We start from the raw sequence: 14,140 nt of genomic DNA on the forward strand, positions 1-14,140 counted from the left end.
GCCCGTCAGCTGGCGCGGCTGAGCTCGGGTGACTGCTCGGCCGACCGTTCGATCGCCAACTCCGGGCGCAGCTGACGCTGAGCTTCCTCGAGCTGGTGTACCGCCGAGGCCCGCTGGAGACGCTGCGTCGGCGACTCCGGGCGTTCGCCCTGGCCACCCAGGGCGAGGTGCCGGTCCTCCACACCCCACCGCTCCCGATAGCTCTCCACCGCCAGCACCGCCTGGCGCCAGGCGGCCCGCTCGACAGGCGCGGACGGACGCGGACCGAGCTCGGCCACCAGATAGCCGGGGGGAGAGACCTCCGCCGCTCGGGCCAGGGCCCGCTGCCTGCGGCTCGTCGCCTCGACGAGGATCTCGCGGCTCGCCAGGTCGGCCCGCCGCGACGTCAACCCCGCCGACCGGCTCCCGGCGTCGGTCTCCAGCTCGCGGCGGCGGTCGCCCAACAAGGCGTCCCGGTCCTCCCATCGCCGGACCTCCGCCTGGCGAAAGGAGACCTCGATGCGGACATCCTGGGTCTCCTCCATCGCTGCCCGACGACCGATCCAAGGTCTCCTGGCCTCGAGGCGCTCGAGTCGCGCCGCCGCGTCCGATCGGGCCGACCTGGCGGCGATCAGCCGATCGGTGGTCCGTGCCTGCTCCTGGTCGAGCCGGGACAAGCGGGCGGTGGGGTCGGGAGCCGGGGCGCGGGCCAGGCGACGCTCGACATCGTCGAGACGACGACCCAGCTGGCCGAGCGAGCCAGCCAACTCGTGCGGGGAGAGCAGTTCGGGGGGCAGCAGCTCGGGTCCGGTGCGGCGACCGCTCCGACCGACAGTGTCGACGACGTAGCGGTGGTCGTCGCCGGCCGCCGCGCTCACCGCGCGGCCCTCGCCGAGGACCAGGGCCCGATCCGGCCTCACCCTGCGGGCCTCACGGACCGTGGTGGCGTAGGCGTGCCGCAGCTCGACCTTCGTCGCCGCGGCCTCGCTCATCGACAACGTCGGTCCCTTGTCGGTGCGGAGCTCGAGCACCTGGCGCTCGACATCGACGCCGGTCACCGTCGCCCGGTCGCCAGTCACCACGCCTGCCTCTCGGCCCCCGCGACCGATCAGGACACGGTCGCCTACCGCCATCTCGCGGCGGCCGACGTGGATCGACTCGCCCAGCTCGCCGGCGGCGATCAGCTCCGCACGCGCAGCAGCATTGAGCGCATCGATCTCCCACCGGCTGGAGGCGACCATGACGGGCTCGCTTCCTGCTTGCCGGTCGGCCCACCAGTCGTCAACCACCCGTTGGCGAACGGCCGGGGCCGACGAGCCCACGACAACCGGGGCGACGTCGTCGCGATCGACGACCTGAACCCAGCCACTCCCGACGATCCGTTCCGCGGTCGTCGTCGTTCGGGGCGGGTCGAGGGCGATCGACCCGAGGCTGTCACCCAGCCGACGAAAGGCTCCCGCGTCCACGCTTCGCAGCTGGCGGAGCTCGCCGAGCACGATCACCTTCGTGCCGGCTCGGTCGGCGCCGTCCAGCAGCTTCCCGAGGCTGGCCGCGCCCAGTCGGCCTGCGTCGTGGACGACGAGGACGTCAGCGGGTAACGCAGGCCCCGACCGCCCATCCAGCTCGGCCAGCACCTCCTGCTGCGGCGTGGTCTCGATGCCGGTGACCGCCTCGAGGTCTGCCGCCTGCTCAGCGGTCGGCGCGCTGGCTGCGACGCGCAGACCGGAGGACTGCCATCCATCGCGTGCAGCATCGAGGGCGTCGCTGGAGCCGGCCCACCTGGCACCCGTGGCGACGACCACGCCCGCTCCCGAGCACAGCAGCTCTCGCACCGCGGCCGACTGCGTCGACGGCAGCTGCGGCCGCAGCGCCAGGGCCGATTCGAGCGCCGCCGGCTCCACCACACCCACGCCGTCTCGAGTCCGCCGCTGCGCCGAGTCGACGAGCGCGCGCTCGGCAGCCAGCACCTCCGGAGTTGTCCAGCGCGCTTCCTGGACGTGTCGCGATGCCTCGGCCAGCGAGACCGGCCGGACCAGGTCCGACCTCAACACGGCATTGGTGAGTGCTTCGATCCTCGCCACCTCGGCGCCATCCGGAAGCGCCGAGCAGCAGGCCCGCACCACGTCCCGACGGGCGAAGGTCGACGCCGACGCTGTCAGGCCTTCGGGGCCGACGATGCTCCTGATCCAATCCTCGGTCGGGAGGCCGCCATCCGTCGGCTCCGACCGTCGCGTACCTGTCATGGCCGCGGCCAGCTCGCGTCGACCGAGTCCGGACGATTCGGCGCGCGCCCGCCACTCACCGACCAGCGTCTCGAAGCTGATCTCCAGGTCCTTGCCGCTCCGCGTGGCGAGTTGGGCGACCCGGGCCGCTCTCGGCCCCGACAGACCCTCGTCCGCGAGCCGCGCCTGGATCTCCTGGCGTCGCCTCGAGAACGCCAGCACCACCGGGCGCTCGATCCCCTTGATGTCGGCCATGCCAGCGCGCAGCTCGCCCCACTCCAGACCAAGACGCCGGCGCAGCTCGTGGCGAAGGTGGGCCTGGTACAGGAGACCTGCGGTGCGGGCGTGCGCATACAGCCCCCGGGCGTCGAAGGCCGACCACCGACCGTCGCGACCAGCGACCAGGTTCGCCAGCACCACGTGGGTGTGGAGATGGGGATCAGGGGCCCGGCTGGTGCGGTGGAGGAAGGCCGCCCCCACCACGCCGTCGACGGTGACGCTGTGGCGGCCGTCGCCGCTGCCGCGGCGAGCGGTGATCGCCTCCCGTTCGAGGTAGCCGACGGCGGCGGCGACGGCGGACTCGTGGGCGACCCGCACCTGATCGGCGGCCGCGGGGTCCCCGAGGGCGAAGCACAGCGACACCGACTTCGGAGCTGCGAAGGTCAGGTCGAAGCCGGCAACCCGCACCCGGTCCTGGGCCGGGTTGAGCAGCTCGCCTGAAGCGGGGTCGGCGCCGGCCAGCACCGCTTCGAGCTCGGAGGCGGCGACGGATCCCCGCAGGCCGAGGGCCTCGGCGCCCCCGCCCAGCCAGACCCCGTCAGGCTCCTGGCCGGGACGGCGATGGTCCTCCCTGCCGGCGGCGACGCCTTCGAGGTAGTAGCGGGCACCGCCCCGTCTCACCTTGGCGATGCTGAGCATGACAGCCAGCATCATAGCTTTTCACTGCTTTTCATACACTCTCGTGGAGGTGGGCGACGAGAGGGAGGGCCGCGGAGCCAATTTCGAGCAGAACCGGGGTCTCGCCGGGCTGGCCGGGGCCGCCGCCCCCGACCCGCGCCTCAGCGGTAGGTGACGAGGATGCGCTCGGCCGCCCGGCGCCCGGCGCCGACGAGGTCGGGAGGATCGATCACCTCGGCCTCGGGGCCGAGGCGCAGGAGCAGCCGCTCCAGCCACGCCGTGCCGGAGACGGCCAGGGTCACGACCAGGCCGCCATCGGCCCGCTCCTCGACGTCGAGGGTGGGGTACGCCTCGACCACCCAGCGGGCCGACCGGTGGATCGACAGGCGCACGAGCCTGGCCTCGGGGCCGGGAGCGAAGACTCCCTCCGGTACCGTCCCCGGCGCGGCGTCGAATCCCTCGTCGGTCAGGCGGGCGGCCTGCATCCGGTCGATCCGGAAGAGCCGGACGTCGCCTGCCAGGTGGCAGAACCCGTCCAGGTACCAGTGGCCTTCGCTGGAGAACGCCGAGTAGGGATCGACCCGGCGTGTCGTGCGCTCGTCCCGGGAGGCGGCGTAGTAGTCGATCTCGAGCTGTCGACGGTCGGCGATGGCCCGCTGCACGACCTCGAGGTTGGCGGGCTCGTCGAGGTCGATGGCGATTCGGCGCCGATCACCGAGCACCGTCTCGAGCTTGGCCAGGGCGCGAGCGAGGGCGCCGTTGGGATCAGCGCCCGGCACGGCGAGGATGGCACGGGCCGAGGCGGCCACGGTGAAGCCTTCCGCCGCGCTCAGCCGGCGCGGGCGGGCGAGGTGGTCGCCCAGATTGGCCGACACCCACTCGTCGGACACGATGAGCTCGATGAGCTGATCCGGCGTGTAGGGAGGTAGGCCGCAGCAGGCGGCGAGCTCCAGTAGCGCCACCACCTCGCGCTCGGGCATCTCGAAGTGGGCAGCCACCTCGGAGATCGGCGCCCCGCCCCGGTCGGCCAACCAGGGCAGGATGGCGAGCAGCCGCCTGAGCCGGTCGCCGGCGTCGGCCTTCGAGGTCAACGGCCGAGCTCCCCGACGGGCGGGGCGGATGCGGCCGCCGCCTCCAACCACGCCCGCATGCGCTGGCGAAGGGACGCTGGCCCCAGCACGACCGCGTGATCGAGGAGGCCGAGGACCCACGATCTGAAGGCGTCCTCGTTCGCCACATCCAGACGGACGAGGATCGAGCCGTCGCGTCGGCGCTCGAGCACGGCTCCCTCGCCCAGCTCGGCCTCGACCAGCGGGGCCTGCCACTGGTCGATCAGCACCTGGGCCGGTGTGACCTCGCCCTCCCCGAGTCGCCAGGGCTCCTCGGGAAATGCCGTGGCGGCATCGAAATCGGCCGGCGGCTCGAACGCGCCGCCTTCGCCGACCATCAGCCGGCCGTCCATGCGGTCGACACGGAATGTGCGCGAGGCCTGCCGAGCCTGGTCTCTCCCCACCAGGTACCAGAAGCCGGACCGGAACAAGAGTCCGTAGGGCTCGACCCGTCGCTCCTCGCCCCGGTAGCCGAATCGCACCGCGGCGCGGGCCCGCAGGGCTTCGTGCAGCCGCGGCAGCTGTGGCAGCGACGGCAGCGACGCCACCGGGCTGGGGCTGTCGGCGTCGGCGACGCCGAGCTTGACGAGCGCCCCGCGCCCGCTGCCCTCGTCGAGGTGGACGCCGGCCACGGCCAGGTTGAGGGCCACCTGCTCGTCGTGGTCGAGTCCCAGAGGCGGTAGGTAGTAATCCTCGGGCCGGATGCGATAGCCCCACTGCTCCTCGGACTCCACCGGCTCCACGGCGATGGGGATCCCCTCCTCCCGGAGGGTGCGCTTGTCGCGCTCGAACGCCTGGCGGCGGGCCTCGGCGCCATCCGGGTAGCCCGTCACGGCATCCGCGATCTGGTGAATGGTGAGGGGCCGCTCGGTGTCGAGGAGCACCAACACCAGGTTGGTGAGCCGCTCCAGCCGGTCCCGCCTCTCCACGGGCGTGAGCCTAGACAGACTCAGCTCAGGTGGCGGAAGCGCAGCGGCAACGTGTCGGTGACGAACGCCCGCAGCGGCTGGCCACCGTGCTCGCCGACGACCACGATGGCGAAGTTGCCGCTGCGGGGCATGGTCTCGTTGGCGACGTCGCCGGGGGCGTACTTCCCTTGGAAGGCGACTACGCAGACCGAGCGGTTCGACTGGTTCGGTTGATTCGGTTGGTTCGCCTGGGTGGGAGGCGTCGGGGGCCGACGCAGCTGCGACAGCGCCACCCGGCGCACACCGAGCAGGCGGCCCTTGCTGTGGACGGCGTCCGTCGCCGATGGGAGGGCCTGGAAGCAGGTGCTGGAACCCGTGCCGAGGCTGTTGTGGGCCGAGGCGCAGCCACCGAGGGCGACGACACCGAGGGCCAGCCCGACACCGGCCGCGGCGGCCCTCCGGAAGGGGATCCTCACGCTTTCACCAGCTCAGATTGTCCCCCAGCGGGCCCGCCTCGGCCCGTGCGGCGCTGAATTTCCAGCACCACCGCGGTCCCCCACCCAATCGGCAACGACGCCCAGAAGCTGAGGACCCGGTACACGAGGACCGCAGCGACGGTGGTCGCCTCCGCCCCGCCGTAGGCCACGAGGGCGATGGTGATGCTGCCCTCGACCACGCCGAGTCCACCCGGCGTGATGGGAAGATTGGCTGCCAGCTGGCCCGCTCCGTAGGCCAGGAGCACGCCGCGCCAGGGAACCCGCGCGCCCACGACGCCGAAGGAGGCGACCAGGCAGCCGCAGTCGAGCACCCAGTTGGCCATGGCCCACGTGAGAGCCACTCCCCACTGACGGCGGCTGGGGGTCACCGCCGTGAGCCGGGCGACGCCTCGATCCACCACCTCCCGGGGCGACGCCCGGGGCCGGCCCGTGAGCCGCTTGACCAACCGCAGGACGCCGGTCGCCGCGGTCGGGAGGAACCCCCGCCGCCACGCCACCACGACCACCACCACGATCCCGACGATCACGCCGAACGTCGGGGCGACCACGCCGAGACCGGAGCTCTGCGAGGAGCCGGCCACGATCAGGCCCACGGTCGCCAGTGCGGCCAGTGTCACCGCCGCACAGGCGTTGTCCGCCACGATGGCCCACACCGAAAGGGTCTCGTCCGCTCCTCGGCGGCGGAACTGCTGGTAGCTGAACAGGCTGCCCCAGGCCACTCCGCCCGGCAGCGAGTTGGTCAGCGAGTTGTAGGCCAGGGTGATGGCCGTGGAGCTGGGTAGCCCCAGATCGAGGTCGCCGCTCAGGAGAATCTGGCGCTGGAGGGCGCCGTAGGCGACGATCGAGCCGATCTCGAGGACGATCGCCACCACCAGCCACACCCAGTCCATGTGCTCCAGGTAGGACGCAGCGCCCGCCAGCTCGCCCTTGCGCCCGATCACCGCCCAGGCGGCGAGGCCGGCCAGCGCCAGACCCCCGACGACCCGGATGAACGGCCAGGCCCGCTGCCACGCCGACCGATTGCCGCCCACCCGTCGGGGGCCGTCGTCGGATCGACCGGACGCGGTGGGCCCTACCGGGGCGCCCACGATCGCCAGGACTGGAGGGTCAGCGAGATCACTGCGCCACCGGGCGGCCGACCGGCGTACTGGTCGTACTTGCGGGCGAGGAGGTCGACGGCCCGGCCTCGCTCCTCACCGGCCCGAGCGTCCTCGGGCTCGAGCACCATCGCCACCCCATCGGCCCGTACCCACCAGAGACGATCCCAATCCTCTTCGTAGTGGTCGACCAGGACCGAAGCGGCGGGGTTGGCGCGCAGGTTGTCGAGGCGACGCAGGTCCGGGCCTCGTTTCGGCTTGTGGTCGACCGCCGAGTAGAGATGGTCACCGTCGACGGCGAAGCAGATGGGCACGACGTGCGGTCGGCCCCGCTCGTCGGCGGTGGCGAGCCTGGCCACGCGGGCCTCGGCCAGCCGCCGCTGCGCGTCCCGCTCGTTCAAGCGGGAGGTCCCGGATGCGGGCTCACGACCGCTCAGTCGTCGCCGAGCCGGTCGCGGTCAAACCGCCTGGGCCGGACCCAGGACCTGGTCGATGCGGGCGAGCACCCAGTCATACGCACCGCTCATGACCGGCGCCTTGCAGAAATGGCACGCGCCGGCCAGGTCGAGGTCGAGGGGCGCGCCGCAGTTGGGGCAGTGCTGTTGCATGGTGCCGCCGTCGGTCTTGGTCGTGGCGGAGCTCGACCGCTGGAACACCCAGTCCTCGCTCCATTGGTCCACCGACTTGTTGCCCCGCAGCCGCTTGCCCGAGGAGGCGTCGACGTCGTAGTCGGCACAGGCGGCGATGAAGCGGAGGGTGATCGTGTCCTTGGATTGATCGCTGCTGGCGCCGACGATGGTGGCGGCGCCGACCGACAGGTCCTCGAGCACGTTTCGCTTGCCCGCGCGCTCGTAGCCCTCGATCTGGACGCGATGCTGCTGCCAGATCCCGTCCGCCATGACCTGGCGGCTCATCTCGGGCTTCTGGTCGGTCCAGGCCGACTGGACGGTGAAGAATGCCCGCTCGCACGAAGCGATGAAGGCGTCCCGGTCGAAGGCGGGATCGTGGGTCTGGATCGCCGCCAGACCGTCGGACACGTCATCGTGGGCAGCTGGCATCTGCGCCTCCTCGGGAGGGCTCGGAAACGTCGGGCGCCCCAGGTTCTCGTTCGGGAACGGCGGCTGCACGGGCTGTGACCGCCGCCTGGCGGCGGCGAAGCCGACGAGCACGATGATGGCGACGATGATCAGGAAGAAGACCACGCCCCCGCCGGCGCCACCGATGGGGAGGAAGAAGAAGCCGCCGTGCCCGAGGCCTCCTCCCCCGCCGCTGAACCCACTGCCACCGCCGCTGCTGCCGCCTCCACCACCGAAGCTGTGTCCCCCGCCGGCGCGGGCGAGCAGCAAACCGAGAAGTCCAGCCACGGGCGTCAGCCCTCTTGTGGAGTGTCCGGCCCGGCCGCCGGAGGGGGTGCTGCGGCGGTGCCGCACTCGGTGCAGAAACGGGCTCCCGCCGCCAGCTCGGTGCCGCACTGCGAGCAGTGGGTAACCGTGGGGGCGAGACGTGCGCCGCAGGACGAGCAGAACTTGGCGCCAGCCGGATTCTGGACCGAGCACGACGGGCAGGCGATCGTGGCCTGCTCGGTCCCCTGCCCCGGCTGGGCTGACTGGCCGCCGGCACCGACCGCCGGCGGGGCCTGCGCGGGAGGCGGGGCCTGGGCCGGCGGCTGCTGGGTCGCACCGCCCACCGCCTGCTGGCCCACTCCCATGCCCGTGGCCAGGATGGCTCCCCCAGCGGCCGCTCCGCCCTTGGACATGCCCTCTCCGGCGCCGAGCAGGGCCTCGCCCGCTGCGTACTGCTGGAACCCGCCGGCCAGCTTGGAATAGGCGGTGTCCTTGGCCAGTGACTTGAGGGTCGCCTCGTCCTGGTCGGCGAGGTTCACGTCGAAGTTGCCCATACACACGATGGCCAGGCCGTAGGCCTTCAGTATCTCGTTCCCGCCATCGATCACTGTCTGCTCGATGTCGGGCGTGTACGCCGACAGGCTCAGGACCGGCCAGCCATTGCCGAGGATCTGGCGGGTCACCTCGGTGCGCATGACCTTCAGCAGCTGGGCACCGACCCAGTTCGTGATGGCCTCGTTGTTGGTCACGTCCACCGTGCCGGTGAGGTTGGTCACCAGGGGAACAGGGTTGGTGACCTTGAGGGAGTACTCGCCGAAGACCCGCAGCGTCACGATGGTGCCGGTCTGGGGGTCCTTCACGTCGTCGACCCGGCCCCCGAAGGGCTGGCCCGGATACTCGCGCGTGCCGACGAAGAACAGCTCGGCGCGGTAGGCGTTCCCTCCCGTGGCATGGTCGATGAAGGCGCCGAGGAACGGAAGCTCGTCGGCGTCGACCTGGTGCTGACCGGGCGTGATGGTCCCGATGACCTGGCCCTGGTTGAGGAAGAGGGCGGTCTCGTCGGCGTCCACGATGGCCCGGCTCATACGGCGGATGTTGTGGTCGGGCCACTTGTAGACGAGCTGTCCCTTGGCGTTGTCAGGGACGGCTATGAACTCACGGCTGAACAGACCCATTGCAGATTCCTTCCGGCGAGGTCGCTCGGACCCACCCGCCCAGGGTACTGTCCGGCCGGCGCGTTCGGGCGTCTCGGGCTCGGCCCGGTGCTGAACTGGAGGTCAGCCGTAAAGAACCCGGACGGCCAGGGCGGAGTCATAGCATGTAGACGCCTGGCAGAGGATGCGAGCGACGGGGGCCAACGATGACCACCTCCGACATGGCCGGCCCGGGAGGCCGGCGCGATGGCGAGGCCGGCCCGGGAGGCCGGCGCGATGGCGAGGCCGGCCCCGAAGGCCCGCGCGATGGCAAGCCCATGGCGAACCTCCTCGAGCCGATGGTCACCGCCTTCGTGGGCCCGAACCCACCGGTCACCATCCGGTTCTGGGACGGCAGCACGCTCGGTCCCGATCGGGCGCAGGCGACGCTCACGATCCGCTCCCCCAGAGCATTGCGGAGGATCCTCTACGCGCCGCGCGAGCTCGGCGCGGGCAGGGCCTACGTCGCGGGCGAGCTCGACCTCGAGGGCGATGTCTACGCCGCGCTTGCGTTGCGCGACAGCATGGCGAGCCGAGATCGGGAGGGCGAGGCCAAGGTGGGTCTGGGCCGACGGGGCTGGCTCGACCTGCTGCGGGCCGCCCGGAGGTCCGGAGTCTTCGGGCCACCGCCGGCGGCGCCGCCTGAGGAGGCTCGCCTTCGGGGCCGACTCCACTCCAAGGCCCGCGACGCAGCCGCCATCTCCCACCACTACGACGTCTCCAACGATTTCTACCGGCTCGTCCTGGGCGAGACCATGACGTACTCCTGCGCCCACTTCGAGACGCCCGGCGCCAGCCTCGACGACGCTCAGCGCTCGAAGCACGACCTGGTGTGCCAGAAGCTCGGGCTACGCCCCGGCGCGAGGGTCCTCGACGTCGGCTGCGGCTGGGGAACCCTGGCCATGCACGCCGCCCGGCACTACGGCGCTCGGGCGGTGGCCATCACCATCTCCGAGCGGCAGGCTGCCCTTGCCGCTCAGCGGGTGACCGACGCCGGTCTGGCGTCCCAGGTCGAGGTCCGTCAGCAGGACTACCGCGACGTCGACGACGGACCGTACGACGCCATCGCCAGCATCGGCATGTTCGAACACGTCGGACTGTCGCGTCTCGCCGAGTACCTCGGCGACCTCTTCCACCTGCTCCGGCCCGAGGGTCGCCTGCTCAATCACGGCATCTCCCGACCGGGGCCGTCCGGCCTGGATCGCAAGTCGTTCATCAATCGCTACGTGTTTCCCGACGGCGAGCTCCACGAGGTGGGCGCCGTGGTCACTGCCGCACAGGCCCAGCACTTCGAGGTGCGCGACGTCGAGTCGCTGCGGGAGCACTACGCCAAGACTCTGCGCAAGTGGGTGGCCAACCTGGAGTCGGGGTGGGATCGCGCCGTCGATCTGGTCGGGGTCAGCCGGGCCCGGATCTGGCGGCTCTACATGGCGGGCTCGGCGATGAACTTCGAGGCTGCCCGCACGAGCATCCACCAGGTGCTCGCGGTGAAGGACGGTCCCCAGGGCGAGAGTGGCATGCCGCTGACCCGGGCCGAGCTGCTGGGTCTCGCGCCGGCGCGCGCTGGCGCGCCGGCCGGCATGTCGTGAGCTGAGCGCAGACTCCGGGATCAGGACACGGGGAGGGCGCTACCGGCCACCCAGTGGTCCCACGGGGTGTTCCAGTCGACGGTGCCGTTGTCGGTCAGCTCGGGTGGCCTCGGGGAGTTCACGATGTTGACGATGTCGCCCCGCTGGCTGAAGTTGAAGAACCACGTGGCGTCGGTAGGAGCCAGGTTGACGCAACCGTGGGAGACATTGGAGTTCCCCTGGTCACCGACGGACCAGGGCGCCGAGTGCACGAACTCGCCGCCGTCACTGATGTTGACGTCCTGGGCCACGTGCTCGTAGTAGCCGTCGGGAGAGTTGCGGGGGATGCCCACGGACTGCGAGTCCATGATCAGGTCCGCCGTCTTGTACTGCACGAGGTGCACCCCGCCCATGGACGGGTACTTGTCCCGCCCGGCGCTGTCCTTGAAGGTCTGCACGACCTGGCCGTTGTTGGTCACGGTCATCACGTGGGCGTTGATGTCGACGGTGCTGACGTGGGCGTCGCCGACGGTGAAGCCGACCGAGCGGCTGGTCACGCCCCAGATGCCGTTGCCGGCGCTCACACCGCCCAGGTTCGACGCCAGAGTGACGTGCTCACCGGTCGGCCAGTAGGCCTGGGGCCTGTAGTGGACCTCCTTGGAGCTCATCCAGTGCCACGCGCCGAGCACCGGCGTCGACATCTGGACCACCAGAGCCCGCTGCACCGCCGCCTTGTCGGCCACCGGCTGGTTGAACTTGACCACGATGGGCATGCCCACGCCCACGGTCCCGCTGGTCGGCTCGATGTCGTCGGTCAGGGTGGCGACCGGCTGCAGCGTTGTGAACGACGCCTGCTGCTGGACCGCCTTGCCCGAGGAGGTCTTGCCGGTGACCTGGACCGTGTAGCTGGTGAGCGGGGCCAGGCCGCCGGGCACCGACGACCAGCTCCCGCCGCCCGGGTCGAGGGTGCCGGCCACCGGTTGGCCCAGCGGACCGGTCACCTGCACGGCGCTGAGGTGGCCACCGGCGGCGTTGACGGTGATCGGCGCGTTGAGCGGGACCGCCGTCGCCCCGTTTGTCGGGCTGAACGTCAGCTGCAGGCCCGAGCCCCGGGCGTTGTTCACCACGGGCTGCGCCTGGCTGGCGCCACCCTGCGGCTGCCCGTGGGCCGACACCTCCGACTGGAAGTTGTGCGTCCCCAGGTAGACACCGGCAGCGGCGGCCACCACGAGGACGGTGCCCACGAGTACCAGCGGTCCTCGCCGCGGCCACCTGGTCGGCCAGCGAATCATCGTCCGAGGGCCCCGGCGCATCGCGCATATCTGGACAAACAGGACAATTGGTCGACTGGCGGCATCCCGCCCATGAGGCCCCGAACCCCCCTATCGACACACGACGCCACCATACTTATATACACGACTTCGGAACGGGTGCAAACGCCGAGTTGAAGGACCCGATCAGAGCGGGGTCCGGCGTCGGATCAGCCCGAGGCCGGCGTACGCAGCTCCGAGAGGGGCAGCTCGGCGGTCACGTCCCCCGCACAGTGCGGGCAGCCGGCGACGTGCCGCCAGGCCCGGAGCGCCCTGGACCCGGCGGGCTCGACGATCACCATGAAGGAGTCCGAGCGAGAGTCCAGGTCGAGCCGGTAGTAGGGGCGCCACGCCGTCGACGCCTCCTCGATGTCGAGATCCAGTCCCTTGAGCACACGGCGGAACAGCCGGCGCTCGGTGTCGAACAGCCAGGTGCTGTGGCAGGACTCGATCACCAGGACGTCGGGGACCGTCGAACCAGGGTTCGGGCCGAGAGACATGGCGCAACATCATGGCCGGCCCACCGGAGAATGCAAGAGGCTGCACGTTGCGGTTAGGTGACGATTGTCACATAACGGTAGTAATCGGACCTTTCGGGCCGATCGCTCGGGCCGAGTTTGGTCGGGCCGGGTTCGGCGCCACGCCTGGTCATGACGGCGGAATCTGGCCCGGTCCGGTGGCCAGGCAGGCCTCGGTGGCGGCATTGTCGTTCGGAGCGGGGAGGACGGGGGGCTCTCGAAACGCGGGCCGCGAGTGGAGGTCCACGAAGTCGAGCAGGTTGCTGGCGTTGGCGTCCCGGTAGGTCATCGCGGGCAGGTTCCACTTGGTCTCGACCAGCTTCAGGATGGACGTGTGGTCGGCGACGACGTGGGAGACGTGGTTGCGTCGCGCGTAGGGCGAGGCCACCACGCAGGGCACCCGAAACCCGTACCGGTCGAAGCGGCCCTGCTGGTCGGTCGCCGAGATGGCGGGCGGGATCGAGTCGGGCAGCGGCGCCGGGGGCGGAGGCACGTGGTCGTAATAGCCCCCGTGCTCGTCATAGGTCCAGACCAGGAGTGTCCTTCCCCATGCCGGCCCGGACATCACCGCGTTGATCACCTTCGCCGAGAACGCCTCGCCGACGACGATGTCCTGGGGATCCTCCTCCGACGCGTGCTCGAAATCCGTATCGACGATCGAGTACCCCGGCAGCGTGCCGGCGGCCGCATCGGCGTAGAAGCCATCGATAGGGACGATGTTCTGCTTGTCACGGAGGGCGAGCGAGGGCACGAGGAACGCGGTGGGCAGGTTGGTGTAGTAGTTCTTCCACGTGATCCGGTGGGCGTCGAGGCGGTCGAAGATCGTCCCGTTCGGTGGCGGCGGGTCAGACGCAGCAGGCAACGGATTGGAGACCAGGCCCCAGGACGTCCCCGCCAGCAGGTACCGGCGGTTGGGGTACGTCTGGGCCAACACCGAGGCGAAGTACCGGTCTCCGAGGGGGAACGTGCGCGCCAGCCCGTGATAGAAGGGCAGGTCGGCGGCCGTCCAATACCCCATGGAGACCGGTCCGCTCCCGCTGCGGACGAACCCGTCGTTGCGTCCGCCGTCCCACTGGACATGGCTGTCGTTCCAGTTCTGGCTGGGACGGTTCTGCTGCTGGCACGTGGTGGGCATGCGGAACGCCTGCACCACCTTGCCCGCGGCGTCGGCGTTGGCCGCCGTCGGCCGCCCGTCCGGCCCGATGGTGAACCCGTCTCCCCGACCGAGGGTGCCGAGGTAGTTGTCGAAGGAGTGGTTCTCCATCATCAGGACGACGATGTGGTCGATCTGCGGGATCGTGTCCGTGCCCTCGGGCAGCCGCGGGAACGGCCGCGACCCGGGCCCGGCGAGCTGCTTGGCCGCCTGAGGGGAGCTACCGGCCCCGCCACCCCCACCGCTGCACCCGCCGAGGGCCGCCACCGCCCCTGCCGCGGCGGCAGCGCCGAGGAACCGCCGGCGGGACAGGTGGCCGGAGGACGCGCTCGACACTCGACCACCA

12 protein-coding genes are annotated in these 14,140 nt (G+C 71.1%); 1 reads left to right on the forward strand and 11 read right to left on the reverse strand.

The features are described 5' to 3' along the window. Window positions 1–5: 5 nt before the first annotated feature. From mobF to VGF64_05180, 8 genes are all read right to left on the reverse strand, one after another. Window positions 6–3,134 carry a MobF family relaxase gene (gene mobF, locus VGF64_05145; protein ID HEY1634122.1) on the reverse strand — a complete coding sequence of 1,043 codons (3,129 nt, stop codon included), beginning with the start codon at window positions 3,132–3,134 and terminating at the stop codon, window positions 6–8. Between the two features lie 125 nt (window positions 3,135–3,259). After that, window positions 3,260–4,189: a WYL domain-containing protein gene (locus VGF64_05150; protein ID HEY1634123.1), complete on the reverse strand. Its 930-nt coding sequence runs from the start codon at window positions 4,187–4,189 to the stop codon at window positions 3,260–3,262. Continuing rightward, window positions 4,186–5,136 carry a WYL domain-containing protein gene (locus VGF64_05155; protein ID HEY1634124.1) on the reverse strand — a complete coding sequence of 317 codons (951 nt, stop codon included), beginning with the start codon at window positions 5,134–5,136 and terminating at the stop codon, window positions 4,186–4,188. Before VGF64_05155 ends, VGF64_05150 begins: the two co-directional genes overlap by 4 nt. A 20-nt stretch (window positions 5,137–5,156) precedes the next feature. Next, window positions 5,157–5,591 carry a hypothetical protein gene (locus VGF64_05160; protein HEY1634125.1) on the reverse strand — a complete coding sequence of 145 codons (435 nt, stop codon included), beginning with the start codon at window positions 5,589–5,591 and terminating at the stop codon, window positions 5,157–5,159. Further along, window positions 5,588–6,700 (reverse strand): YbhN family protein, encoded by a 1,113-nt coding sequence (locus VGF64_05165; protein HEY1634126.1) that lies wholly within the window; start codon window positions 6,698–6,700, stop codon window positions 5,588–5,590. The genes VGF64_05160 and VGF64_05165 overlap by 4 nt, the downstream gene beginning before the upstream one ends. Further along, a complete protein-coding gene (locus VGF64_05170; protein ID HEY1634127.1) occupies window positions 6,685–7,110 on the reverse strand; it encodes a TIGR03668 family PPOX class F420-dependent oxidoreductase in 426 nt (141 codons plus the stop codon). The genes VGF64_05165 and VGF64_05170 overlap by 16 nt, the downstream gene beginning before the upstream one ends. A 57-nt stretch (window positions 7,111–7,167) precedes the next feature. Further along, window positions 7,168–8,073, reverse strand: coding sequence for a Tim44-like domain-containing protein (locus VGF64_05175; GenBank protein ID HEY1634128.1), 906 nt, complete (start codon window positions 8,071–8,073; stop codon window positions 7,168–7,170). 5 nt (window positions 8,074–8,078) lie between these two features. After that, window positions 8,079–9,227, reverse strand: coding sequence for an SPFH domain-containing protein (locus VGF64_05180; protein ID HEY1634129.1), 1,149 nt, complete (start codon window positions 9,225–9,227; stop codon window positions 8,079–8,081). A 185-nt stretch (window positions 9,228–9,412) separates the two neighbouring features. Between VGF64_05180 and VGF64_05185 the strand changes: the two genes are divergently transcribed. Next, complete coding sequence (locus tag VGF64_05185; GenBank protein HEY1634130.1) at window positions 9,413–10,834, forward strand: class I SAM-dependent methyltransferase; 1,422 nt, start codon at window positions 9,413–9,415, stop codon at window positions 10,832–10,834. Between the two features lie 20 nt (window positions 10,835–10,854). Here VGF64_05185 and VGF64_05190 read toward each other — a convergent pair whose 3' ends face one another. The 3 genes from VGF64_05190 to VGF64_05200 form a co-directional block, all read right to left on the reverse strand. Further along, window positions 10,855–12,057 (reverse strand): Ig-like domain-containing protein, encoded by a 1,203-nt coding sequence (locus VGF64_05190; GenBank protein ID HEY1634131.1) that lies wholly within the window; start codon window positions 12,055–12,057, stop codon window positions 10,855–10,857. Window positions 12,058–12,293: 236 nt separating this feature from the next. Beyond that, the gene (locus VGF64_05195) at window positions 12,294–12,623 is read right to left on the reverse strand and encodes a hypothetical protein (GenBank protein ID HEY1634132.1); all 330 of its coding nucleotides are present in this window, start codon (window positions 12,621–12,623) and stop codon (window positions 12,294–12,296) included. Window positions 12,624–12,771: 148 nt separating this feature from the next. Then, entirely contained in the window at window positions 12,772–14,130 is a 1,359-nt protein-coding gene (locus VGF64_05200; GenBank protein ID HEY1634133.1) for an alkaline phosphatase family protein, read from the reverse strand. Between the last annotated feature and the right edge of the window lie 10 nt (window positions 14,131–14,140).

The organism is Acidimicrobiales bacterium (genome assembly GCA_036491125.1).
Taxonomy (GTDB): Bacteria; Actinomycetota; Acidimicrobiia; order Acidimicrobiales; family AC-9; genus AC-9.

Bases quoted from the DNA above. Each gene is read 5' to 3' on its own strand.
- VGF64_05185 (HEY1634130.1), top strand. From the start codon at position 9,413: ATGACCACCTCCGACATGGCCGGCCCGGGAGGCCGGCGCGATGGCGAG.
- mobF (HEY1634122.1), bottom strand. From the start codon at position 3,134: ATGATGCTGGCTGTCATGCTCAGCATCGCCAAGGTGAGACGGGGCGGT.
- VGF64_05180 (HEY1634129.1), bottom strand. From the start codon at position 9,227: ATGGGTCTGTTCAGCCGTGAGTTCATAGCCGTCCCTGACAACGCCAAG.
- VGF64_05195 (HEY1634132.1), bottom strand. From the start codon at position 12,623: ATGTCTCTCGGCCCGAACCCTGGTTCGACGGTCCCCGACGTCCTGGTG.